This window comes from Candidatus Endowatersipora endosymbiont of Watersipora subatra, from assembly GCF_964026585.1.
Classification (GTDB): domain Bacteria; phylum Pseudomonadota; class Alphaproteobacteria; order Rhizobiales; family Rhizobiaceae; genus Pseudahrensia.
Window position 1 is genome coordinate 56712 of record NZ_OZ032160.1, and the last position, 24845, is coordinate 81556.

21 protein-coding genes and 1 pseudogene are annotated in these 24845 nt (G+C 40.8%); 11 read left to right on the forward strand and 11 right to left on the reverse strand.

All coding sequences use genetic code 11. The features are described 5' to 3' along the window. Positions 1 to 233: 233 nt before the first annotated feature. Positions 234 to 980, reverse strand: a pseudogene (rpsB, locus tag AAGD37_RS00250) (30S ribosomal protein S2); the annotation flags it as partial. Between the two features lie 408 nt (positions 981 to 1388). Here rpsB and hemF point away from each other — a divergent pair. The 3 genes from hemF (at position 1389) to smpB (ending at position 3975) form a co-directional block, all read left to right on the forward strand. After that, positions 1389 to 2312, forward strand: coding sequence for an oxygen-dependent coproporphyrinogen oxidase (gene hemF, locus AAGD37_RS00255; protein ID WP_341760303.1), 924 nt, complete (start codon positions 1389 to 1391; stop codon positions 2310 to 2312). A 201-nt stretch (positions 2313 to 2513) separates the two neighbouring features. Further along, positions 2514 to 3407 carry a 4-hydroxy-tetrahydrodipicolinate synthase gene (dapA, locus tag AAGD37_RS00260; protein ID WP_341760698.1) on the forward strand — a complete coding sequence of 298 codons (894 nt, stop codon included), beginning with the start codon at positions 2514 to 2516 and terminating at the stop codon, positions 3405 to 3407. Positions 3408 to 3534: 127 nt separating this feature from the next. Beyond that, positions 3535 to 3975 (forward strand): SsrA-binding protein SmpB, encoded by a 441-nt coding sequence (gene smpB / locus AAGD37_RS00265; RefSeq protein WP_341760304.1) that lies wholly within the window; start codon positions 3535 to 3537, stop codon positions 3973 to 3975. Here smpB and acpS read toward each other — a convergent pair whose 3' ends face one another. The 4 genes from acpS to pgi all read right to left on the reverse strand — a co-directional run bounded on the left by acpS (position 3976) and on the right by pgi (position 9300). After that, positions 3976 to 4377, reverse strand: coding sequence for a holo-ACP synthase (acpS, locus tag AAGD37_RS00270; protein ID WP_341760305.1), 402 nt, complete (start codon positions 4375 to 4377; stop codon positions 3976 to 3978). Then, complete coding sequence (locus AAGD37_RS00275; protein WP_341760306.1) at positions 4374 to 5021, reverse strand: DUF2062 domain-containing protein; 648 nt, start codon at positions 5019 to 5021, stop codon at positions 4374 to 4376. The genes acpS and AAGD37_RS00275 overlap by 4 nt, the downstream gene beginning before the upstream one ends. Positions 5022 to 5175: 154 nt before the next feature. Beyond that, positions 5176 to 7422 carry a bifunctional (p)ppGpp synthetase/guanosine-3',5'-bis(diphosphate) 3'-pyrophosphohydrolase gene (locus tag AAGD37_RS00280; protein WP_341760307.1) on the reverse strand — a complete coding sequence of 749 codons (2247 nt, stop codon included), beginning with the start codon at positions 7420 to 7422 and terminating at the stop codon, positions 5176 to 5178. Positions 7423 to 7662: 240 nt separating this feature from the next. Further along, positions 7663 to 9300 carry a glucose-6-phosphate isomerase gene (gene pgi / locus AAGD37_RS00285; protein ID WP_341760308.1) on the reverse strand — a complete coding sequence of 546 codons (1638 nt, stop codon included), beginning with the start codon at positions 9298 to 9300 and terminating at the stop codon, positions 7663 to 7665. 186 nt (positions 9301 to 9486) lie between these two features. Here pgi and AAGD37_RS00290 point away from each other — a divergent pair, with 186 nt between their 5' ends. The 8 genes from AAGD37_RS00290 to atpC all read left to right on the forward strand — a co-directional run bounded on the left by AAGD37_RS00290 (position 9487) and on the right by atpC (position 19036). Next, positions 9487 to 9918 carry a SufE family protein gene (locus AAGD37_RS00290; RefSeq protein WP_341760309.1) on the forward strand — a complete coding sequence of 144 codons (432 nt, stop codon included), beginning with the start codon at positions 9487 to 9489 and terminating at the stop codon, positions 9916 to 9918. A 252-nt stretch (positions 9919 to 10170) separates the two neighbouring features. Further along, the gene (recA, locus tag AAGD37_RS00295) at positions 10171 to 11280 is read left to right on the forward strand and encodes a recombinase RecA (RefSeq protein WP_341760310.1); all 1110 of its coding nucleotides are present in this window, start codon (positions 10171 to 10173) and stop codon (positions 11278 to 11280) included. A gap of 294 nt (positions 11281 to 11574) precedes the next feature. Further along, on the forward strand, positions 11575 to 13788 hold the full coding sequence (locus AAGD37_RS00300; RefSeq protein ID WP_341760311.1) for a primosomal protein N': 2214 nt from the start codon (positions 11575 to 11577) through the stop codon (positions 13786 to 13788). 193 nt (positions 13789 to 13981) lie between these two features. After that, positions 13982 to 14557 (forward strand): F0F1 ATP synthase subunit delta, encoded by a 576-nt coding sequence (locus AAGD37_RS00305; RefSeq protein WP_341760312.1) that lies wholly within the window; start codon positions 13982 to 13984, stop codon positions 14555 to 14557. Further along, the gene (gene atpA / locus AAGD37_RS00310) at positions 14557 to 16098 is read left to right on the forward strand and encodes a F0F1 ATP synthase subunit alpha (RefSeq protein WP_341760313.1); all 1542 of its coding nucleotides are present in this window, start codon (positions 14557 to 14559) and stop codon (positions 16096 to 16098) included. The genes AAGD37_RS00305 and atpA overlap by 1 nt, the downstream gene beginning before the upstream one ends. Before the next feature lie 13 nt (positions 16099 to 16111). Beyond that, a complete protein-coding gene (locus AAGD37_RS00315) occupies positions 16112 to 16993 on the forward strand; it encodes a F0F1 ATP synthase subunit gamma (protein WP_341760314.1) in 882 nt (293 codons plus the stop codon). A 64-nt stretch (positions 16994 to 17057) separates the two neighbouring features. After that, positions 17058 to 18542 carry a F0F1 ATP synthase subunit beta gene (atpD, locus tag AAGD37_RS00320; protein WP_341760315.1) on the forward strand — a complete coding sequence of 495 codons (1485 nt, stop codon included), beginning with the start codon at positions 17058 to 17060 and terminating at the stop codon, positions 18540 to 18542. 95 nt (positions 18543 to 18637) lie between these two features. Continuing rightward, positions 18638 to 19036, forward strand: coding sequence for an ATP synthase F1 subunit epsilon (gene atpC, locus AAGD37_RS00325; protein WP_341760316.1), 399 nt, complete (start codon positions 18638 to 18640; stop codon positions 19034 to 19036). Between the two features lie 72 nt (positions 19037 to 19108). Here the strand turns inward: atpC and AAGD37_RS00330 are convergent, their stop codons facing one another. The 6 genes from AAGD37_RS00330 to AAGD37_RS00355 form a co-directional block, all read right to left on the reverse strand. Further along, positions 19109 to 19621: an RNA pyrophosphohydrolase gene (locus AAGD37_RS00330; RefSeq protein WP_341760699.1), complete on the reverse strand. Its 513-nt coding sequence runs from the start codon at positions 19619 to 19621 to the stop codon at positions 19109 to 19111. A gap of 87 nt (positions 19622 to 19708) precedes the next feature. Then, entirely contained in the window at positions 19709 to 21055 is a 1347-nt protein-coding gene (locus AAGD37_RS00335) for a S41 family peptidase (RefSeq protein ID WP_341760317.1), read from the reverse strand. A gap of 3 nt (positions 21056 to 21058) precedes the next feature. Then, entirely contained in the window at positions 21059 to 22234 is a 1176-nt protein-coding gene (locus AAGD37_RS00340) for a murein hydrolase activator EnvC family protein (protein ID WP_341760318.1), read from the reverse strand. Positions 22235 to 22442: 208 nt separating this feature from the next. After that, positions 22443 to 22886 (reverse strand): ribosome silencing factor, encoded by a 444-nt coding sequence (gene rsfS / locus AAGD37_RS00345; protein ID WP_341760700.1) that lies wholly within the window; start codon positions 22884 to 22886, stop codon positions 22443 to 22445. A gap of 33 nt (positions 22887 to 22919) precedes the next feature. After that, positions 22920 to 23510, reverse strand: a complete 591-nt coding sequence (locus AAGD37_RS00350; RefSeq protein ID WP_341760701.1) for a nicotinate-nucleotide adenylyltransferase — start codon at positions 23508 to 23510, stop codon at positions 22920 to 22922. A gap of 37 nt (positions 23511 to 23547) precedes the next feature. Continuing rightward, positions 23548 to 24834, reverse strand: a complete 1287-nt coding sequence (locus AAGD37_RS00355) for a glutamate-5-semialdehyde dehydrogenase (protein ID WP_341760319.1) — start codon at positions 24832 to 24834, stop codon at positions 23548 to 23550. Positions 24835 to 24845 lie beyond the last annotated feature (11 nt).

Consider the following 24845-nt stretch of genomic DNA (forward strand, 5'->3'; position numbering starts at 1 on the left):
GATTTTTCACCGATCAACAGTTAAGAGTTAATTGAAATCAGGTCTTAAGATAAGAGCAAAGATCTGATTTCTGTAAAGACAGGAGGAACTTCTAAGATTTTCTTGAGATGATCGAATTTTAATTCGAAGGAGTCAAAGAATCCTGTCTCATGGTTCCGGCTCAAAGAGTCTTCGCCTGAAGAGAGGTCGTCTGAATCGTTATTTTCTGTTGCCTGATCAATAGCGTTTCCTGCTAGGCTTTTTTCAACCGGCATCTCAAGACGTGCACCAAGATCAAGACCTGAAGCACCCTGCTGCCGTTCAATTCCATCGAGGGACGCTCTTGCAATTAAATCACAATAGAGTGATATTGACCGTTTGGAATCATCATTTCCTGGAATGGGTAAGTCGATATTAGAAGTATCTGAGTTCGAATCCAGAATCGCACAAACAGGAATATCAAGCTTTTTCGCCTCCTGAATTGCGATTGATTCTCTGTTTGTATCAATGACAAATAGCATGTCTGGTGTACCTCCCATATCCTTAATTCCACCGAGGGTCCGCTCTAACTTGTCGCGTTTACGTGTTAGATGGAGCAATTCTTTCTTGGTCAGACCCCGTCCCTCACCGGCGATGAGTTCTTCAAGCTCACGCAACCTTTGAATCGAATTGGAGATTGTTTTCCAATTCGTCAACATACCACCAAGCCAGCGAGCATTAACATAATATTGAGCGGAACGACGGGCAGAAGCTGCGATGATATCTGATGCTTGACGTTTGGTCCCAACAAAAAGCACTCTGCCGCCACAAGAGACAACATCTGAAACTTGTTTTAAGGCCTGATGTAAAAGAGGAACTGTTTGTGACAGATCAAGAATATGAATATTATTACGCTTTCCATAAATGAACTTATCCATTTTTGGATTCCAGCGGTGTGTTTGGTGACCAAAGTGAGCACCCGCTTCCAAAAGCTGGCGCATTGAAAATTCAGGCAGTGCCATAAATCACATCTCCTTCCGGTTAAAATTTTACGGATGCTTTAATTTAATGACATACTTTTCAATTCTAACTAAGAATTTTAAAGCATCCCTCTCAGCTCCATAGTCTCAATAGATTAACCATCGGAACGAAATACCATACTTGGTCAGTTTAAATAGGGTCAACGTCAGTGTCAAGGCCTGGCACAGATACAAAGATAAGGTCACAAAAGCTATTTGCTATTGACAAGTTTACCTTTGAATATACAGCAACAGAAAGCCATTTATTTAATGGTGAAAATACATGAATTCTAAGTCGTTGATCATTCAACTCCCTTTTTTAATGAAGGTCAAGATAAGATATCCACTCAGAGAGGAAGATGACAAGGAAACAAAGATTAACGTCAAATGTAGTTGAAGGATATCGTAACCATGTTAAACCGAGATGATATTCCAATGGGCCTGCCTCCGGATATCGAGGAAAAAAAGCGGCTTGCAAAGAGCTGGTTTGAATGGTTGCGCGATGATCTCTGTAATCGTCTAGAGGAACTTGAAGAGAGTGTATCCTTGCCATTACTAGAGCTGAATCCTGGCCGTTTTACCTCTACTCCCTGGGAACGAGATAAAGGTAAAGGAGGAGGGGGGGTTATGTCAATGATGAGTGGGCGTGTTTTTGAAAAAGTAGGCGTTCATGTTTCCACAGTTTACGGAGAATTTTCTGAAGAATTCCGTTCCCAAATACCTGGGGGCTCTGATGATCCACGGTTTTGGGCATCAGGAATTTCTGTTATTGCCCACCCCCAAAATCCTCATGTTCCAACTATTCACATGAATGCAAGAAAAATAGTTACGACTCGGTATTGGTTTGGTGGTGGCGTGGACCTCACACCTTTGATCGATCGAAAACGCCATCAAAGTCACCCTGATAGCCAAGCTTTTCATGAAGCTATGAGATCAGCATGTAATGCTCATGATGTGGTGAGATATCAGGAACTCAAAGAGTGGTGTGATAGTTATTTCTATCTGAAACACCGTGATGAACCAAGAGGTATTGGTGGTATTTTTGTTGATTATCTCCATTCCGGTGATGATAAAGGGGGCTGGGAAGCCGATTTCGCCTTCATTCAAGAAATTGGCTTAGCTTTTGCTAATATCTATACTCACTTGGTGACTCAAAGTTATAATACACCGTGGACTCAAGAAGAACGAGAGGAACAATTGATCCGCCGTGGACGTTACGTAGAATTCAATTTATTGTACGATCGAGGAACAAGATTTGGACTGGAAACAGGTGGAAATGTCAATGCTATCCTTTCATCTATGCCACCGGTAGTTCGTTTTCCATCAGTTGCGTGAGTGTTCCGAGTTATATGGAAAGTAAGGACCTCTTCACAGCATATTTCTATATGAAATGAACTCAGATAAATCACGGGAGTGATTGAATCTTATTCATTCCTACTTGCCGTTTCGAGAAGATAGCTTTATGATCTCATCATAGATGTTGATACCTGTTTTTTTTGAAACGGCGACGATTATTACGGTTGGGGAGACTTAATGATGTCGTATCCTGAATTTAAGGGTTCGCTTGTAGCCCTGGTAACTCCGTTTACCAAAGACGGCTTATTGGATGAAGATGCCTTTGCGAACCTTGTGAATTGGCAGATTTCACAGGGTACTCATGGATTAGTTCCAGTGGGAACTACTGGTGAGTCACCGACTCTATTCAACGATGAGCATAAACAGGTAGTTGAAATTTGTGTTGATGTCGCCGCTCGCCGTGTACCCGTTATAGCTGGTGCTGGCTCTAATAATACGGCCGAAGCAATTGACTTTGTCAAGTTTTCTGAAAAGGTTGGTGCTGATGGCGTTTTGGTTGTCACACCTTATTATAACAAACCTAACCAAAGAGGGTTAAAAACCCATTTTGAATCAGTTGCTCGGTCAACAACATTGCCTATTTTCATTTATAATATTCCTTCGCGCTCGGTTATTGATATGACTAGCGAAACCATGGGTGAACTCGTATCTGCTCATGACAATATTATTGGCGTTAAGGATGCGACACTCAGAATAGATCGTGTCAGCGAGCAAAGGCTGCATTGTGGTCCTAATTTTATTCAGTTGTCGGGAGAGGATTCAACATCTATCGCCTTTAATGCTAACGGTGGAAAAGGGTGCATTTCTGTCACGGCCAATGTTGCGCCCGCAATGTGTGCTGACATACAAAACTTGACAGCAAGGGGAGATTATAAAGCTGCTTTAGCCCTTCAAGATCGTCTTTTTCCATTACACAAGGCACTATTTATTGAACCCAATCCAGGGGGGGTGAAATATGCTTTGTCTTTGTTGGGCCGCGCCGAGAATATTCAACGTGCCCCTTTGGTCCCGATAGAAGCCTCAACAGAAGAGAAAATCCGTTTGTCCATGGTTCACGCAGGGTTGATCAACTAGTTTTCATTTAATATTCAATGGGGCAGGAATTAAAGAAAAAGATCTCAATTATTCCCTTAGAAAGTAATAATCTGTTTTCGTTATTTAGAATCAAAGGAATCTAGGAACAAGGGGATCAATCGGTCAAATGATTATTGAGAACCGTAAGGTACAATACAATTTTTTTATCATAAATGATGCGGAAGCTGGTCTTATGCTGACCGGAACTGAGGTAAAATCTTTACGGAATGGGAAGGCCAACATTACTGAAAGTTATATTAGCTGCGAAGGAGCGGAGCTCTGGTTGATCAATGCTCATATTCCTGAATATCTTCAGGCCAATCGTTTTAATCATAAGCCCCGTAGACGCCGTAAACTGCTGATGTCACGACGTGAAATTAGATTGTTTTCACGTTCGGTTTCTCGAGATGGGATGACAATTGTTCCCCTTAAACTATATTTTAACAAATCTGGATTAGCCAAGATCCGTATCGCCTTAGCTAAAGGCAAGAAAAATTACGATAAGCGAGAAGTAGAAAAAAAAAGAGACTGGAACAAAGAAAAATTACGTTTATTGCATGACCGTTAATCATTTTTTTTCAAGCGATTCGATGATCACCAATGCTTGGGCAAGAGGATAATTATCAGTGAGAGTTAGGTGTATAAATCCTTCAAAATCTTCTTGAATCATGGTATCTAGTCTTTTTTTAGCGTTGCCCGTTAACTCTATGGTTGGTTTTCCGCTTGTGAGATTAACGACACCTATGTTACGCCACAATATGCCATGACTGATACCAGTCCCAAGAGCTTTTGAACAAGATTCTTTAGCTACGAATCTTTTGGCATAGGAGGCTGCAGGATCCTTACGCCTTTCAGATTCTTTCCGTTCGGTTTCCGTGAAGAGCTTTTTTGAGAACCGCTCACCGAACCGTGTTAGTGAGTTTTCAATTCGGCGAATGTCGATGAGGTCAATGCCTAGTCCAATAATCATGAGCTAATAACAGGAGTTTTGCTAAGGGGTCGGGGTTGAGAAGGAGCATGACTCTCCTTTGCACCTTTCATTAGTTGATTCCGGCGTGACTCGCGAAAAAAGGTAACTCCTTTTCTCACTAAAAAGTAGCAGGGGATAGCAAAAGTCAGACCAAGGACGCTTCCACCAGCGAGCATTGGATAGAGAAGAGGCATCCATATCTTCCCTACGCTCGTCATTGCCGCCGTGCCATCAAGATTCCAAGTTGCTGTCGCGACAGAACTCATGACTGCACCAATGTCGGCAACCTTTTCTGAAGATGGTGCTTCAATCTGGAGAATCAAGCGCCCAGTTGAATAAGATGCAGCCCAAATGAAAGGAAAACTAAGAGGGTTTCCTACAAACGTACCAAGTGCAGCTGCCAAAAGATTAGCTCTGATCAGCCAAGAGAGTGCTAAGGCAACGCAAAAATGAAACCCCATAAGCGGGGTAAAGGAGGTAAAGGCACCTACTGCTATGCCTGCAGCAATAGCATGAGGTGTTGCACCCAGACGAAACATTCGTTTCAAAATATACTGGCTAGATCGAACCCAAGAACGGCGAGGCCAAATAGATATTCTCAAAGTTTCGATCCAATTTGCTGGATTCCGTCTTTTCAGTAGCATGATTTTCTTACCTTATGATGATCATGAAATGACGTCTAAGTTTTACAGAAAACTATCAATTCTGTGATGAACTTAATAAACATCAGGTTTATGACTAAGAAATAATAGATGTCGCTATATTATATTCCAATATACAACTTGAAAGAGGGTATTTTTATCCGTTCAATCGGGTAACATGGCTGACGGCTGACAATCCACGCACTTCGCGTATAATACGATTTAAATGTTTCATATCCCAGACTTCAAGACCAATATCCATGCTGGTCAGGCCCCAATTAGGGGATTTGAGACAGAGTGTTGAGATATTCGATTCTTCTTTTGCAATCACTTCTGAAATGTCAGCTAAGATTCCTGGTCCATCAATCGCAACAACCCGTATTTTGGAAGGAAATTTTTCATGATTATCTGGATCAATATCCCACCTCAAATCAAGCCATTCATGAGCCGTTTGCTCAAAGGCTTTCAGCGCATTTGCTTGAATGGGATAAACAGTGACTCCTTCACCTGGTGTAAGGATACCAACAATCCTGTCTCCTGGTACTGCTCCTCCTTCAGGGTTAAATTTAACGGTCATGTTTTCGTTTGCGCCCCTTATAGGAATCTTACCCGTCAACTGATGATTATGAGCGGTTTCAAGAAATTTGAAGCTGCGCCTACGTCCTGGAATTTTAAACATAAGATTCAGATTAAACCAACTTTCGTTGGTCCGTATTTTATTAATAGGGACTCGTTCTTTTTGATAATCAGGAAAAATCGCTTTTATCACATCCTTCGGTTGTAGTTCGCCGCATCCTACTGCCGCAATGGCATCATTAACTGTTTTGTACGCGACTTTCTCTAATACAGCTTCTAGTTGGTCAGGCTCAAATTCATGATTTATTCTTTTAAAGGTTGCTATCAGGATTTTTGTGCCCAATCCTAGATATTGTTGGATTCGAGCTTCTTTTGTTGCTCGCCGAATGCCAGCACGGGCTTTTCCTGTTGCAACGACATTTTCCCATGCCGATGATGGTAACTGATTTCTTGAGCGAATGATGATGACTTCATCTCCATTTTGGAGGCGTGAAACAATCGGTGCATGCTGTCCATTGACCTTACAACCTACACAAGAATTTCCAATATCCGTGTGTACAGCATAAGCAAAATCAATGACTGTGGCACCCCGTGGTAAGGCGATGAGTTTTCCTTTAGGAGTAAAACAGAAAACTTGATCTAAAAATAATTCTAGTCGGGTATGTTCAAAGATATCGTCAGGATGTTCACCATCAAACAAGGTTTTAACGGTTCTATGTAGCCAATGATACGAACGGCTCTGTCCAATCAAATGGGTGTCACTACTATCATTATCTGTATCTGTAGCTGAATATATGCCATCCTTGTAAAGGGCATGGGCCGCAATACCATATTCGGCGATCTTGTCCATTTCATGGGTACGGATTTGTAACTCGACTCTTTGGTGGTATGGGCCAATAATTGTTGTATGAAGAGAGCGATAATCGTTTTGTTTGGGGGTAGAAATATAATCTTTAAATCGACCAGGAACTGCGGGCCATTTTGTATGTGCAACACAAAGCGTTTGATAACAATGCTGCACTTCATCAACAATGACTCTGAATCCGATAATATCAGACAATTGTTCAAAACTAACGCCATTACGCTCCATCTTACGGAAGACAGAATAGGGGCGTTTGCTACGACTTTTGACAACGGATTGAATGTTAGCGATCAAAAGAGACTTGACCATTTTTTCTTCGATCTCTATGATAAATTTTTTGCTCTTTTGGATTAGAAGGGATAGTTTGTGATGAATGGTCGAATAGGCTTCAGCATGTAGAGTTTGAAAAGCAAGGTCTTCAAGGTCTTCGCGTATTTCTTGCATTCCCATGCGGCCAGCAAGTGGAGCATAAATTTCCATAGTCTCTTCTGCTATGCGTTTCCTTTTTTCCGGAAGCATGTAATGAAGTGTGCGCATATTGTGGAGTCGATCAGCCAGTTTAATGAGCAGTACTCTAACATCACTGGCGATAGCTATCAGTAAACGCCTCAGATTCTCGCCTTGCCTCGTTTTTTTAGAAACGAGATCAAGTCGACGAAGTTTAGTCAGACCATGGACAAGTAAGCCAATATTGGTGCCAAATATGCAGTCAATCTCTTTTTTAGTCGTTTCGGTGTCCTCAATTGTGTCATGCAAGAGAGCAGCAACCACGCTATCTTGATCTAATTGGAGATCTATGACGATCGCAGCTACTTCTAGTGGATGACTAAAATAAGGAGCGCCATTGGCCCTTTTCTGATGGCGATGTTGGTGCATCGCATAAGCATAGGCTTTTTTTAGCAACGTTTCATTAAAATTAGGGTTGTAACGAGCAACCCTCTCCACAAGTTCGCTTTGTTGCATCATGTAAGAAACTCTATGAGATTTTTGTTTCTAGGGTATGGAATGATACAATGATACAAAGTGTAGAATAGCATCTTCTTTCAAGAAATCAGGAATCATGAGCAATCCTTAGATTCATTTGAACCGTCCTTGATGAGACAAACGAATGGAGGCTATTGTTTCATGTTTTAAACATGAAAATGCTTTATCTAGCCTTGTTACATTTTCTCTTAATCACGCTGCCTTGATCTTCTCTTGATAATATTAACTACGAAATTTCTTATGCATTGTATGAAAAGCACGTAATAAACCACCTGTTGAGCTGTTCACCCTTTGAGATATATATTTTTTTTTAACCATTGGAAGCAATTTTTTTGTTATTTCTTTGCCTAATTCGACACCCCACTGGTCGAAAGAATTAATATCCCAGATCACGCCCTGTACAAATATTTTATGTTCATAAAGAGCTATTAACTGACCTAACCGATTAGGAGTGAGTATAGGATAGATAAAGGTGCAGGTCGGCCGATTTCCAGGGAACGATCGATGCTTGGCGAGATAGTGGGAGCGACGAGTATTTATGCCTTTAGCTAAAAGCTGTGACTTGACTTTGTTCATTGATTTTCCGACCATCAAGGCTTCAGATTGTGCTAGTGCATTTGCTACGAGTCTTTCGTGATCATCACCAAAGTATTCGTTAGAATTTGCAGCAATCAATATATCACAGGGAACAACTGAGGTTCCTTGGTGAATAAGTTGATAGAAAGTGTGCTGTCCATCTATTCCTGTCCCCCCCCAAATCACAGGTCCAGTCTGTGTTTCAACCCAACGCCCTGACATTGATACGCTCTTGCCATTGGATTCCATATCAAGTTGCTGAAGATAGGGAGGAAACTGTGAAAGATGTCGATCATAAGGTAAAATGGCATAAGTATCATAAGCACAAATATTACGATGCCATATGCCAATTAGAGCCATGAGTACCGGTATATTGTGTTCAAAGTCGGTATTACGGAAGTGAGTGTCGACGGACCGTGCCCCTGCAAGAAAGCCTTGAAAATTCTCAACACCAATCGAGAGCATGACAGGCAACCCTATAGCAGACCAGAGAGAGTAACGTCCACCTACCCAGTCCCAAAATCTGAATATACGATCCTGCTCAATCCCAAACTCAATGATTTTATCTAAATCCGTGGAGAGAGCAACGAAGTGATCTTTAACAGCATCAGGACCGAGTTTGTTGATCAACCAACAACGTGCTGCATTGGCATTCCTCATCGTCTCCTCAGTAGTGAAGCTTTTCGAGGCAATAATAAAAAGGGTTGTTCCTGCATGAACTCTGTTCAAGATGCTCATCATTCCATCAACATTGGAGACGAAATGGATCCGTGGGCCATCATGAAAAGGGCTAAGAGCTAAGGTCGCCATATGAGGACCTAGATTTGAGCCACCAATTCCAATATTCACAACATCAAGAAATTTTCCTCTACCTCCCTTGATAGTACCGTTGCGAACACCATTACAAAATTCTATCATCCGATGTCGCACGGCTTTGATATCAGGAAGGATATCATATCCTTCAACATATATAGAATCATCTGAGAAATTACGTAATGCAGTATGGAGGACAGCACGCTTTTCAGTCTCATTAATCAAGCGACCAGTGAACATATTCTCTATCATAAGATCAACCTTGGCTAACCTTGCAAGACTGATCAGATCTTTTAATTGATCGAGATCAATATTAGTTTTGGAATAATCAAACAGGAGATTATCAAGTTGCGTAGAAAAAGTGTCAAAACGCCTCTTGTCCTGCTCAAAGAGGCTGACGATACGTCGTTCTTTTATAGCATGATATTGTCGCTGGAGTTCAGAAAGTTTCTTTTTCGCGGCTTTGATCATATGAGCCTTTCACTAAATTGAGAAATTGGACCAATTACTTTGATAATGTTAATTAGACAATTAAGATGCTCTGTTTTTTCAGAAAAGATTTGAAGTGAAGGAACAGTCTTATTGTCAGAAGTATAGAATGTTGTAGAGTATAAAAATTCCATATAATCTTATCTTAAAGACCTGAATTGTACGCTGATGAAGACAATAGAAATTGATGAAATCGTTGAAAATTTTGCCTTTCTTGATAACTGGGAGGATCGTTATGCTTATCTCATTGAACTCGGCAGACTGCTTCAACCTTTCCCTCACAACGATATGATCGAGAGCAATAAGGTACAAGGTTGCATAAGTAATGTTTGGTTGACATCGCATCTCGTCAATAATTCAGGGCCCCTAAAATTGATTTTTAACGGAACATCAGATTCTCATATTTTGAAAGGGTTACTCGCTATCATGCTATCACTCTTTTCCAATCAGCCTCCAAAAACAATTTTAGAAACGGATGAACAAGAGATAATGAAAAAAATTCATCTTGAAGAGCATCTAACACAGCAAAGGACCAATGGGTTGCGCTCCATGGTTTCTAAAATCAAATCTATTGCTTCTTCCATTGAAAAGAAAAAATAAGAGAGCTATAGATAATCTTCCTTCCTAACTCTCTTTTGATCTTTCGAAAAAAGCATATCCTGATCTTCTTTATTTCAGTCTGTGTATCTCTTTCCTAATCAATGAAAATTGACTCAATTGGGATCTTTTGAGGTAATTTTATTTAATATCTTATTAGCATTAGCAGTCTCAATTCAAGACTCCTTATATCTTGAATATTTATTTGCTAATAAGTTTTCAGTAGAATCGTTTCAGAAGAGAAGGAATAGGAATATGACTGCGCCAAATCTCAAGTTAATTGAGGCCAAAAAAGTGGATAAGTCAAAAGCACTGAAAGCGGCTTTAGATCAGATCGAACGAACGTTTGGAAAAGGATCTGTGATGCGCTTGGGTACCAATGAAATGGCGGTTGAAATTGAAACAATTCCAACCGGATGTTTAGGTCTGGATATCGCTCTGGGTATTGGTGGGTTGCCAAAAGGGCGAATTGTTGAGATTTATGGTCCTGAATCATCAGGAAAAACAACCTTAGCACTTCATACTGTTGCGGAGGCCCAAAAAAGAGGCGGTATTTGTGGCTTTGTGGATGCTGAACATGCACTGGATCCAGTTTATACTAAAAAACTAGGGGTTGATCTAGAAAATTTGCTCATCTCTCAACCTGATACCGGTGAACAAGCTTTGGAAATTACCGACACTTTGGTTCGTTCTGGCGCATGCGATATTTTAGTGGTTGATTCTGTTGCAGCGTTGACACCGCGGGCTGAGATTGAAGGTGAAATGGGAGCCTCTTTGCCAGGTGTACAAGCTCGTTTGATGAGTCAAGCTTTACGAAAGCTAACAGCTTCAATCTCTCGCTCTAAAACGATGGTAATTTTTATCAATCAGATTCGTATGAAGATTGGTGTGATGTTTGGTTCTCCTGAAACCACAACTGGTGGTAATGCTTTAAAGTTCTATGCTTCTGTGCGTCTTGATATTCGTCGGACTGGTGCGATAAAAGATCGTGATGAAATTGTTGGAAACCAAACACGAATCAAGGTTGTAAAAAACAAGTTAGCTCCTCCTTTTAAGCAAGTGGAATTCGATATTCTGTATGGTGAAGGGGTTTCTCATATAGGAGAACTGGTTGATTTAGGGGTGACCGCAGGAATTATCGAGAAATCCGGAGCATGGTTTTCTTATAACAGCCAAAGGCTAGGTCAAGGAAGAGAGAAGGCAAAACAATTCTTGAAAGAAAACAGTGTTCTTGCCAGGACTATTGAAAATTCTATTCGTGAAAGCGCGGGCTTAATTGCCGAAAAGCTTCTTGATGAGCCAAGGGGTAAAGATGAAAAGAAAGAAGAAGCAGACTGTGTTTGTGTCGCTAAACGTGTGGTGTAATTCGGCTGATTTTTTGAACAGCTGTTTGTGTTTTTGAGTTCTGAAAAATTTCTTATAAAGCTGGAAAGGACCATGATCCCTTCAGATCTTAAACAACACAGAGAAAGTCTCTCTATAACCAACAAGAAAGGAATGGGGTTTGTCTTCTCGAGACATAGAAAAAAACTATAATTTTGGCATTATGCGCTGCCATACCATATCATATTGAAATATATTGAGTTGGCAAAAAACATGATGATCATTGCTATCAAAAAATAATTTTTGGTTTATTAAAAAGAAATGCCACAAGTGAATATGTCGATTTGTCCTGATAATGATAAGCGATTATTAGGAGAGATTGTTTCAGTGCTACTGCCTATACCCTCTGAAGGACCTTATTCTTACTCATTACCTGACGGTATGGCGAGGCCACCTGTAGGGACTTTTGTACAGGTTTCTTTGGGATCGCGTAAACTTGCTGCTGTGGTCTGGGAAATGAAGAAGAAAAATAAGATTGTTAATCCTAAGAAATTCCGTCCTATTGAATCAGTTTTTGATTGTCCCCCTGTTTCTGATGAATTAAGGCGATTCGTGGATTGGATAGCTTCTTATACTATTTCTTCACCGGGAATTGTTTTACGGATGGTACTGCGTGTACCAGCAGCGTTGGATCCAGAATCATTGATAAAGGGTCTTCGTTATTCAGGAAAGCAGCCAAAGCGAATGACTCATGCCCGTCAGCGAGTTTTGAAATTGATGAATGAGCAAAAAAATATGTCATGGACGCGATCTGATCTCGCTCATGCCAGTGGTGTAAGTCCTTCAGTTGTTAAAGGAATGGAAAAATTAGGGATTTTCGAACCGGTTTTCATGCCTCCTCCTGCAGTGGTACCTTTACCAAATCCAGAGACCGTCACTGTTGCAATGAGCCAGGAACAGATAAAGGTTACCAAGCAATTCTGTCAAACAATTCAGTCAGGTAGATTTGTGACAACTTTGCTGAAGGGCGTTACTGGATCAGGAAAGACAGAAGTTTATTTTGAAGCAATTGCCGAAGCACTACGTCAAGGTAAACAGATTTTGATTTTGTTGCCAGAAATTGCATTAACATCCATTTTTCTAGAACGCTTTCAAAAGCGTTTTGGTGCGCCACCAGCTCAATGGCACTCAGGACTAACCCTTAAAATGCGTGAACAAACTTGGAGACAGGTGTCTACCGAACAGATTCGTGTTCTTGTCGGTGCAAGATCAGCCTTGTTTTTGCCCTTTCAAAATCTTGGTCTTATTATTGTTGATGAAGAGCATGATGGTGCCTACAAGCAGGAAGAGCGTCTATTTTATTCTGCTCGTGATATGGCTGTTGTGCGCGCTTTTCTGGGCAATGGTACGTGTATTTTATCCTCTGCAACCCCTTCAATTGAAAGCCAAGTAAATGTTGAAATGGGTCGCTATCAATGTGTGAAATTGAAAAAAAGGCACGGCGACGCTGTTCTTCCAGTGATTGATATCATTGACATGCGCAAAGATCCTCCCAAAAGAGGGGACTTTTTGTCACCGATCCTCACGCAGGCGGTGGGTAAGGCGTTGGTTCGAGGGGAACAATCGCTACTGTTCCTTAACAGACGAGGCTATGCACCTTTAACCTTATGTCGAGTCTGTGGATTTCGGTTTGAATGTAAAAATTGTTCTGCTTGGCTGGTAGAACATCGATTTTGTAATCAGCTTCAGTGCCATCATTGTGGCTACAAAGAAGCGGTAACAAAGGACTGCCCTAACTGTGGACGTCTCGATTCTCTGGTAGCCTGCGGGCCAGGTGTTGAACGGTTGGCAGAAGAGATTAAAACAAGCTTCCCAAATGCACGCATAATTATTTTATCTTCTGACACTACGGCAAATCTTTCATGTTTGCGACTCGATCTTGAGACCATAGTAAAAGGTCAGGTCGATATAGTCATAGGAACACAATTACTTGCCAAGGGGCATAATTTTCCTTTGATAACCTGTGTAGGGGTCGTCGATTCGGACATAGGCTTGAGCAACGGAGATCCTCGTGCAGCGGAGAAAACATTTCAATTAATCAGTCAGGTTACAAAGAAGGCAGGGAGAAAAGGAACGAAGTCAATCGGATTGTTACAAAGTTATGCTCCTGATAACCCCGTTTTGCGAGCGATTGCTAATGGCGATGAGGACATTTTCTATGAAAGAGAGATTGCGTTAAGGCGACAGGCGTTTCTTCCACCTTTTTCTAGACTAATTAGTTTAATTATATCGGCAAGAGATAAAAAGGAAGCCGAAATTCATGCATGTAAACTCAAATTGGCTGCTCCTCATCATGAGAATGTGAAAATACTGGGTCCAGCTGAAGCCTTGATGGCTTTGGTGCGAGGTCGCTATCGATATCGTCTTCTTTTACAAGCGCCTCGATCGTTTGATTTCCAGAATTACTTAAAGGTTTGGCTCGCTTATACAAGTACACAACAAGGATCTGTGCGGGTGCAAATTGATGTCGATCCACAGACTTTTTCATGAAGGACCCTTGGCTATAAACGCTTGCTTTGACTATAGGATTTCATAAAGAAAAAGAATAAGGGAAGAGTTCTTATCCATAATCGATAGATTTGAAGAAAGCTTGTCTTCGATGTGTTGCGAGTGTTGAAATGATATGCTAAAATGTGGGGGAATTTTATCATGAACCCTTCTCATACAGAAGAGGAAGTTTTTAGTGCCTGATTCTTCGTTACAATCATCAAAATTTCCTTCTTCTGATTTTTCTCAACGTTATGCTTCAGCTCTATTCGAGTTAGGGGGATCTCAAGAAAAAATAACTCTTATTGAAAAGGATCTTAACAATATTCGGTTATTAATTGATAGCAATGAAGATCTGATGTTTCTAATTCGTTCTCCTATTTTTTCGATTGACGATCAAAGATCCGCTTTCGAGAAGATCTTAGCGAAAGCGGGTATTCAAGGTCTCATAGTTAATTTTATTAACGTTATCATCCTGAACCGTCGTCTCTTTGCCCTTCCTTGTATATTGTCTGCTTTTCATCACATGCTTTTAGAGATGCGTGGAGAGATAAGTGTTACCGTGAGAATCTCAAAGAAATTGTCAACGAATCAAAAAAAGAAATTGAAGTCAACGCTTGATAGAGTTACTGGTAAGAATGTTTCCCTTGATGTGATTGTTGATCCTTCATTGCTGGGTGGTATGGTTTTGAGAATTGGATCCCTTCAAGTTGATACTTCTCTTAAAACACAATTATCTTCCCTAAAGCTAGCGCTTAAAGAGGTAGTCTGATGGATATTCGTGCTTCAGAAATTTCTAAAATCCTGAGAGATCAAATCAAAAATTTCGGTAAAGAGGCTGAAGTTTCTGAAATAGGACAGGTTTTGTCTGTTAAAGACGGTATTACTCGTGTTTATGGACTAGATAGCGTTAAAGCTGGAGAGATGGTGGAGTTTTCCAGCGGTGTTAAAGGCATGGTTCTCAATCTTGAAGTAGACAATGTGGGTGTTGTTGTTTTCGGTTATGATCGTGATCTTAAGGAGGGTGATAGCGTCAAGCGAACTGGTGATATTGTTGATGTTCCTATTGGGAAAGAACTACTCGGTCGTGTTGTTGATGGTCTAGGCAATCCTATTGATGGTAAAGGGGCCATTAAATCGAAAGTCAGAGCCCGTGTCGATGTTAAGGCGCCTGGTATCATTCCACGTAAATCAGTGCATGAGCCCATGTCGACTGGTCTTAAGGCCATTGATGCTCTTGTGCCTATTGGGAGAGGTCAGCGTGAACTGATCATTGGTGACCGTCAAACTGGGAAAACGGCTATTATTTTAGACGCATTCTTGAATCAAAAATTAAACCATGATGAGGGAAACGAAGATGATAAACTTTATTGTGTTTACGTTGCTGTTGGTCAAAAGCGTTCTACGGTCGCCCAGTTTGTAAAAATTTTAGAAGAGCGGGGTGCTATGGAATATTCCATTGTTGTGGCTTCGACTGCATCGGATCCTGCTCCCATGCAATATCTCGCTCCGTTTACGGGTTGTACAATGGGTGAATATTTCCGAGATAATGGGATGCACGCTCTTATTGCCTATGACGATTTGTCTAAACAGGCCGTTTCTTATCGTCAGATGTCACTTTTGCTCCGCCGTCCCCCCGGACGTGAAGCTTATCCAGGTGATATTTTTTATCTTCATTCTCGTTTGTTGGAGCGTTCGGCTAAGCTGAATGAAGATAGTGGTTCAGGTTCTCTCACTGCCTTGCCTGTCATTGAGACGCAGGGCAATGATGTTTCAGCTTTTATTCCTACCAACGTAATTTCAATCACCGATGGTCAGATTTTCTTGGAAACAGACTTATTTTTTCAGGGAGTTCGTCCAGCTGTCAACGTAGGTCTTTCTGTTTCTCGTGTGGGGTCTGCAGCACAGATTAAGGCCATGAAACAGGTTGCAGGTTCCATAAAAGGTGAGCTCGCTCAGTATCGAGAAATGGCTGCTTTTTCTCAATTTGGATCTGATCTTGATGTTTCTACCCAACGCTTACTGAATCGAGGTGAGCGGTTGACTGAGTTATTGAAACAATCTCAGTTTTCTCCTCTTAGAACCGAAGAGCAGGTTGTGATTTTATTTGCAGGTGTTAATGGATATCTGGATAAACTAGAGCTTTCTCAGATTGCTTCCTTCGAGGTTGGCTTCCTAAGATTTTTATGGTCTGATTATGCTGATATTCTTAGAGAGATTGCAGAAAAGCAGGTTCTTGATGATCCGATTTCTGATCGATTGAGGGCGGCACTTGCATCGTTTCTAAGTAGTTTTCAACATCAACAGGGTTGATTCTGGTTATCTGATGTCAAATCTCAAGGATCTTAGAGATAGAATTGCCTCTGTTAAGGCAACGCAAAAGATCACTCAAGCGATGAAAATGGTAGCAGCATCTAAATTGCGTCGCGCTCAGAGTGACTTAGACGTGGCCCGCTCTTATGCACAGCGTATGGATACTGTAATAAAAAATATTTCTTCCTTTGCAGATGATGATAGAAGATTCCCTGAGCTTTTTGTTGGTACTGGTAGAGATCAAATTCATCTTCTTGTTATTGCAACTTCTGAAAAAGGGCTTTGCGGGAGCTTTAATTCATCTATTGCAAAACTGGCTCGTCATAGAGCAAGAGAATTGCTTGACTTAGGTAAAGAGGTCAAGATTCTATGCATTGGTAGTAAGGGTGTGGAACTTTTGAAGTCAGAGTTTCATCTCATTATGATGCCCCCGATTAACTTCAGTGAAGTCAAGGGTATAACCTATGAAAAAGCATCCGATATTTCCAATAAGGTACTATCGATGTTTCACGCTTCTCAGTTTGATGTAGCGACATTGTTTTATTCTAAATTTCACTCAGTGATCTCTCAGATTCCAACAGCACGGAACATTATCCCTTCTCGGTCCATAGGTCAGGAGGATGATTCTCTTGTCTTTTCAAGGAACTATGATTATGAGCCCGATCAATTAGATGTCCTCAATCAACTCTTACCGTGCTATCTAGTTGTTCAGATTTTTAGGGTTCTTCTTGAAAATGCAGCATCTGAGCAGGGAGCACGTATGTCTGCTATGGATCATGCAGCTTCCAATGCCGGTGAAATGATTGATCAATTGACCTTGACCTTCAATCGTCAGCGTCAAGCACAGATTACAAAAGAACTCATTGAAATCATTTCGGGTGCGGAAGCACTTTAGATTTATGATCGTTAAGGGATCATATAGTATATAAATATAGTATTAAGGTATAAGGTTAGAGACTATGGCGCAAACAGAAGCTTCCCCAAAACTGGCAACTAGAAAGAAGGCTATAACAAAACAGGCTTTTTCTATGGGTAAAGTTTCTCAAGTCATTGGTGCAGTGGTGGATGTTCAATTCAAATTCAGAGATCATCTTCCTCCAATCCTTAATGCACTTGAGGCCAATAATAACGGTCATCGTCTGGTTTTGGAAGTTGCGCAGCATGTGGGTGAGAATACTGTTCGTACCATCGCAATGGATGCGACTGAAGGTCTTGTTCGCGGTCAATCAATCACCGATACTGGGAAACCCATTGAGATGCCCGTGGGTGATGAAACTCTTGGCCGTATAATGAACGTGGTTGGTGAGCCGGTTGATGAGGCAGGGCCCATCAATTCTAAATATTTTCGTTCTATCCATCAAGATGCTCCCCCTTTGGTAGAACAGTCTACAGAATCTGAAATTTTGGTCACAGGTATTAAGGTAGTTGACTTGCTTGCTCCTTATGCAAAGGGTGGAAAAATAGGACTTTTTGGTGGTGCTGGTGTTGGAAAAACAGTTCTGATTTTGGAATTGATTAATAACATTGCAAAAGCTCATGGTGGTTATTCTGTTTTTGCAGGTGTTGGTGAGCGTACACGTGAGGGAAACGATCTTTACTGGGAGATGATTGAATCTGGAGTCAATAAAGAAGGAGGTGGCGAAGGATCGAAGTGCGCCATGGTTTTTGGCCAGATGAATGAGTCCCCAGGGGCTCGTGCACGAGTTGCCCTTTCTGGGTTGACAATTGCTGAAGATTTCCGAGATAAAGGACAGGATGTTTTATTCTTTGTGGATAACATCTTTCGATTTACACAGGCTGGTTCGGAAGTCTCTGCCTTGTTGGGCCGTATTCCCTCTGCAGTTGGCTATCAGCCGACCTTAGCAACTGATATGGGGACCATGCAGGAGCGGATTACAACAACAACTAAAGGTTCAATTACATCCGTTCAGGCAATTTATGTGCCAGCTGATGACCTCACGGATCCGGCACCTGCAACTTCATTTTCTCACCTTGATTCTACTACGGTTCTTAACCGTTCGATAGCTGAAAAAGGTATTTATCCTGCTGTTGATCCACTTGATTCAACATCCCGGATGCTCGATCCAACGATCCTTGGTGAGGAACATTATACAACGGCTCGTCAAGTTCAACAGGCGCTTCAGCGTTATAAAGCTCTTCAGGATATTATTGCTATCTTGGGTATGGATGAACTTTCTGAAGAAGATAAATTGTCTATCTCACGGGCCCGTAAGATAGAAAGATTCCTTTCACAACCTTTCTCTGTTGCTGAGGTTTTTACTGGTTCTCCAGGTAAGTTAGTTGATCTAGAAGACACGATTAAAGGCTTTAAAGGCTTGGTTTCAGGTGAATATGACCATTTGCCAGAAGCGGCCTTCTACATGGTTGGTGATATTAAAGAAGCGGTTGAGAAAGCTAAGAAAATAGAAGCGACTGCTACGTAATTGAAGGGAAGGACACGATGAGAGATAAAAATATGTTAGATGTGCGTATCTGATTGTTCTGATTTTTATATGATTATCTTTTTGAGAGATGATTGATGGCTGATAATTTTGCTTTTGAACTCGTCTCACCTGATAACTTGTTCTTCTCTGATCATGCGGAGATTGTAATCATTCCTGGCATGGAGGGGGATATGGGCATTTTATCCAATCATGCCCCTCTTATTGTGAGTTTGCGTCCGGGTTTTGTACGTGTAAAATTATCGGATAGTGACGAGAACTCCTATTTTATTTCAGGAGGATTTGCTGATATAATGCAGTCTCATCTTATCCTTCTAGCAACCTACTTTATACCGAAATCTGATATGACCCATGGACTTCTTAAGGAACAGATCAAGAAAGTAAATCAGAGATTTGATAAGAAGAATGACGATGTAAGTAAGGCTATGGCCGATTTCTATATTCGGCAGCTTCTCTCTCTTGAGGACAGTATATAATATTTTTGTTTTGATATTCAGAAATTGCTCATAGCAATCAGAAGATGAGTGACCACTTTAATGCTTCTCGTCTTATTGTTTAGATAAGTAGGAAAAACGAGTTATAAGATCTTCGTATAGTGGCCTTTTAAAATCAACAATGAGTGTAGGCAACTTGTTCATCTCTTCCCAGCACCAGGTTTCAAATTCAGCATAGTAATCTTGTGTAATTGGTTTGATTCTGATTTCATTTTCGTTTCCTTTAAAACGATAAACGAACCATTTTTGTTTTTGGCCACGGTATTTTCCTCTTAGGCTGTAGCCTATCAAATGGTTTGGCAAATCGTAGGTTAGCCAGTCGTTTGTCTGTGTGATGAGGCCAACATTGTGAATACCCGTCTCTTCATATAGCTCTCTTAAGCTAGCAAGAACCGGATTTTCATTTTTTTTGATTCCCCCTTGTGGCATTTGCCAGCGTTTCTGTGATTGTTCATACTGAGTCTGATTTCTAGCAATACGCTTTCCAATCCAGACTTTATTGTCATCATTTAGTACCATAATTCCTACACATAGCCGATAGGGGAGCTGTTCTCTTAAACATGTCATTTTTCTGTTCACAGTATTGGGATTCTCTTCTTTGAGAATTGGCTAAATAGAAATTGCATAAAGGCTTGCAAGCTATAAATCTTCACATTATATCTGTTGACAGGATTTTTTATTTTCAAGATTCGTTCCACTAGGACTGGGAGGGAAAGTAGAATCTTTTTTTATGTTCCGTAATAAATCGAGTGCATATCTTAACTGAAGGTCGTCGTTTGGATCCTTCGGAACATAAGCGATTGATCCTGATCCGCTTTCATCCTGAAATTCTCCTTCGATCGAATTAGGAAGACTCGACTCACCTTTTTCTACCATAACACCCTGCAATTCCTTAGGTAAGGGTTGTTGAACAATGATATCAGGATCAATACCTTTCCCCTGAATAGAGCATCCACTAGGCGTGTAATATAATGCTGTTGTCAACCGTAAGGCACCATTGGATTTGAGAGGAATGATCGTCTGTACAGACCCTTTTCCAAATGAGCGCGTACCTAATACCGTGGCGCGGTGGTGATCTTGCAATGCTCCCGCGACGATTTCAGAAGCGCTAGCAGAACCACCATTAATCAAGACAATGATAGGCTTACCGTGGGTCAGATCTCCTAACTGGGCACTCTCTTGAGCAAAATGAGTCTTGTCGCGACCACGGGTTGAGACAATTTCTCCGTGATTAAGAAATGCATCTGATACGCTTATAGCCTGTTGCAAAAGACCACCGGGATTCAGTCTTAAGTCAATGACATAACCTTTTAAGATTTTATCTGGTATTTTGACACGAATGGTTTCAATAGCTTCTTTTAGACCGGGATAAGTTTGTTCGGTAAACCTATTGATATCCAGATACCCGACATCATTTCCTTCAATGCGATATTTTACTGAACGTATTGTAATTATATCTCGGATAATTTTGACGATGATGGGTTTATCTATCCCTACACGAAAAATGGTGAGCTCAATGGGAGTATTAACTGGTCCACGCATCTTTTCAACGGCTTGCTGTAGTGATAAATCACGAACGTGTTCACCATTAATCCGGCTGATGATATCTCCTGCAAGAAGACCAGCTTCCGATGCTGGTGTATTAGAAATAGGTGCAATGACTTTGATCAAGTCATTCTCCATCATCACTTTTATACCTAAACCACCAAACTTCCCGCTATTTTGTGCACGCATTGTGTTACGTTCCTGTGCATCCAGATAAGAAGAATGAGGATCTAAAGCTTGTAGCATACCATCGATAGCACCTTTAATAAGCTTTTTCTCTTCTGGTTCTCGGACATATTGAGAGCGAATCCGCTCAAAAATATCACTTAAAACATCTAAGTTATTAACTCCTATAGTACCAGCTTGTATAGAAGGCTTGTCATCTTTTTGAGCACTAGCAACTATTAAAGCTCCTATCATGGCCCCCATACATAACCTTGGTAATCTATGAATCATTTGTTAGCCTCTAATTTTGGGGGACATCCACCATGGAGCAGGATCAATAGGCTTGCCATCTTTTCTGAATTCAATATACAATACTGGTCTCCTCGAACCAATTTTCCGCGAGGAGAGGGGGAGGAATGGCCGTTCCCCCATATACCCGACTGTTTGACCTTTTAAGATAAATTGTCCCTTAGAGACATGAATTTCTTTCATTCCTGACAAAAGGATATAATATCCTTGACCTACTTTTAAAATAAGGAGGGTTCCATAGGAACGAAATGGGCCTACATAAGCGACTAAGCTATCTGCAGGGGATCGAACTTTGGCATGAATGTTAGTCGATAATGCGATGTTTTTAGCCCTTTCTTCTAATTGATCTTGTGATCCAAACCCATGAAGTTGAATGCCAATGACTGGGAATGGTAGCATCCCTTTTAATTGACTAAAGGCCTGGGTACGTTCAATGGCAGTCCTTTTTGATTCTCGATTTTCAGGGTCCGGATTCTGGAGTTCTTTTTCAAGAAAAATGACTGTAGCTAACAATTCGGATGCTCTGATATTTTGCTCGTCTTTTTTCTTTTTGAACTGAAGAATTTTTTTTTGGTTCTTCTCGATGAGAAGAGTCAATTTAACCTCATTCTCTGAAAGATGTTGAAAAGTAGCTATTAGCTTGTTCTTTTCGTTCTTAATATGTTTGCGAACCACCGCTATGATTCTAAAATCTAACAATAGTTTATCAATTTCATTCTGAATGTGATTCAGAATGGTTCCTAAAAGAATAGTACTTCGTACCACTTGTAAAGCATCTTTCGGATGACCCCAAATAGCAGAAAGAGGATTTCCTCCCATATGTTGAAGTGATATCAGGATCTCCGTTAGCACTAATCGCTGATGAGTGAGTGATTCTAATACCGTAATACCCTTTTTCTGATAGTCTTTAAGACGACTTTCTATTTTAGTAATGGCCTGTTCGAGGTTTTTTGATCGTTGAGTATTCTCTACAAGAGACCGTTTGATATCTAATAGATCTTGCAAGAGATCAAATCTTTCGGCCTTCAATTGACTTTGATTTTGAATAACATTTGTCATAGGTTGGTTCAGTATTTCTAACTCATGTTGTTTAGAGATCTTCTCTTCAACTGTTTTTTTGATACGAGTTTTTAATAGATTCTGATAGACTAATGGAACCACAACGAACACCATGCTTACGCGTAATAGAGATCTGATTCCTTTCCTGAAAAATATTTTTATATTTTCTTTCTTAAGAAATTCACTTGGTATTGATGATCTAAACTTTATTAATCCTATCTGTATAGGAAGTTGAGGAGGCATAGAATGTCAGTTTTTTGTTTCTAGTCTTTAAATTATACAGATTGTTCAATGAGTGAAGATAAGCCTCTCAAATCAAATTTTCTAGACAAGTGTTGATTGATTCTGAAGTAGGAACGAGAATGCCCTTTTCAAGATTATAAAAACGACGAACTTCAGGGCGGAAAATATGCACTATAGCATTACCAGAATCAACAAGAACCCAGTCACATGCTGGTAATCCCTCCACTTTTAGATTTCGAAACTCATTCTCTTTGAGATCTCGGATCAGTCGATTTGTTATTGCCTTGACATGTTGATGAGACCGGCCGCTGGTGATAACAATATAGTCTGCTAAAGAGGAAGTCCCCTTTGTATTAATACAGTTGATGGCTTCTGCCTTTGAATTATCAAGACTCGCTTGAATCGTTGTGATCAGAGTATCAGATCTTAAGTTTTTCTTGTCAGAAATACTCTGGAACGAACTTAATTGAGAAATCTGGGAGGTCGTATTCAGTTTTTTAACCTTTTCTATTTAAGTGATGACACGATACTTCATGTGATAAGATCAACTCTCGTCTTTACGAAGAGATGTTGATGATAGTATTTTTCGGGGTCCATAGAGCAATGTCCATGCTGGAGGCTTTTTTTGTGCTAGAATCGTTGATTCAGATTCCTTAAGTCTGTCTTTTGATAGTACAGATATAGCTTGGGTACTATGTAATGATAAACTTGAGCCAGGACGATCAACTATAGCAATAGGTATCATATAGATAATATCACGCCAACGCTCCCAACGATGAAACAGAGTCAGATTATCTGCTCCCATAATCCAGACAAAATGAACGTTGGGATATCGCTTTTTTGTTGTTCTTAGGGTCTCTGCTGTATAATGAATTGAGAGCATGGTTTCAAAAGCTGTAATTTTCATGGCAGGATCGTGGACAAGAGCAAGACAAGCATCTAATCTCTCCCATAAAGGTGCTAACTTAATCCTGTCCTTGAGAGGGTTTCCAGGAGTAACAATCCACCAAACTTGATCTAACTTTAACCTTCTTAATCCTTGTCTCGCTACATGAAGATGACCTTCATGAGGAGGGTTAAATGACCCACCAAACAAGCCGACACGCTGACTAGGTGATACCATTGGCATTCGCATATACTGATGGAATCGGGTTGGTAGCGAATACACTGTTTCAGCTCCGTATTTGTCCACTGCCACGGACGACGTATTTGAAGCTAGTGAGTTGTTCTGCCCCTACAGGGCCACGAGCATGCATCTTTCCAGTAGCTATACCTATTTCAGCTCCCATCCCAAATTCTCCCCCATCGGCAAACTGGGTTGAGGCATTATGCAAAACTATCGCGGAATCCACTTGTCTGAGAAACTGACTCACAATATCTGTATTTTCAGCAATAATCGCATCGGTGTGATTAGAAGACCATCGCTCAATATGAGCGATAGCACCATCAACACCATCAACCAAACGAGCTGAAATAATTCTATCTAAATATTCAGTTGCCCAGTCTTTCTCATCTGCAACCATGATCACCTCCGAGAGGGAGGCAATACTTTTATCGCCGCGTATTTCGCATCCCTTTTCAATAAGAGCATTGATAAGAGGTCGAGCGAGACGATCAACATCATTGCCATCGATTAGAAGCGTTTCAGCCGCATTACAAATTCCAGGACGACGCAGTTTTGAATTAACAACGATCCTTATAGCCATTTGGAGATCAGCGCTGGCATCGACATAAACGTGACATCGACCTTCAAGATGAGAAAAAACAGGAACACGAGCATCTAATTCTACCCTTTGAACAAGACTCAAACCACCACGTGGGATAATTAAGTCAACGGTTCCTTCCAAACCTGTTAGTAGTTCTCCTACAGCTAAACGGCTAGCTGTCGGGACAAACTGAAGGATATCTTGAGGCAAGCCAGCCTCTGCTAGACCTGTGATCATGCAATCATGAATCATTTGTGATGAATTCAAACTATCGGAACCACTGCGCAAGATAGCCGAATTTCCCGCTTTTAAACAGAGGGCACCCGCCTCTGCTGTTACGTTTGGACGACTTTCATAAATGACACCTATCACGCCGAGAGGAGTACTAATTTTGGAAATATTAAGTCCGTTAGGTCGCTCCCATTGAGACATGATGCGACCAACAGGATCAGGTAGATCCGCAATAGTCGCGACTGCATCAGCCATATCCAAAATTCGACTTTCTGTTAGATTGAGACGGTCAAGCATAGGATTCGAAAGCCCCTTTGAACGTCCTTTCTTTATATCAAGATCGTTTGCATTAAGGATTTTGAACACTGAATTCTGAATTACTTTTGCTGCACCAACCAAAGCAGCGTGTTTTTGATCAGCTGTTGTTGATGCCAAAGTGCGGGATGCTTGACGTGCTTTTATTCCAATTCTTTTCAACAAAGCCGAAATTTCAGTTCTTGTCGCTTCTGTTTTATTTAGCATAGAATATGATG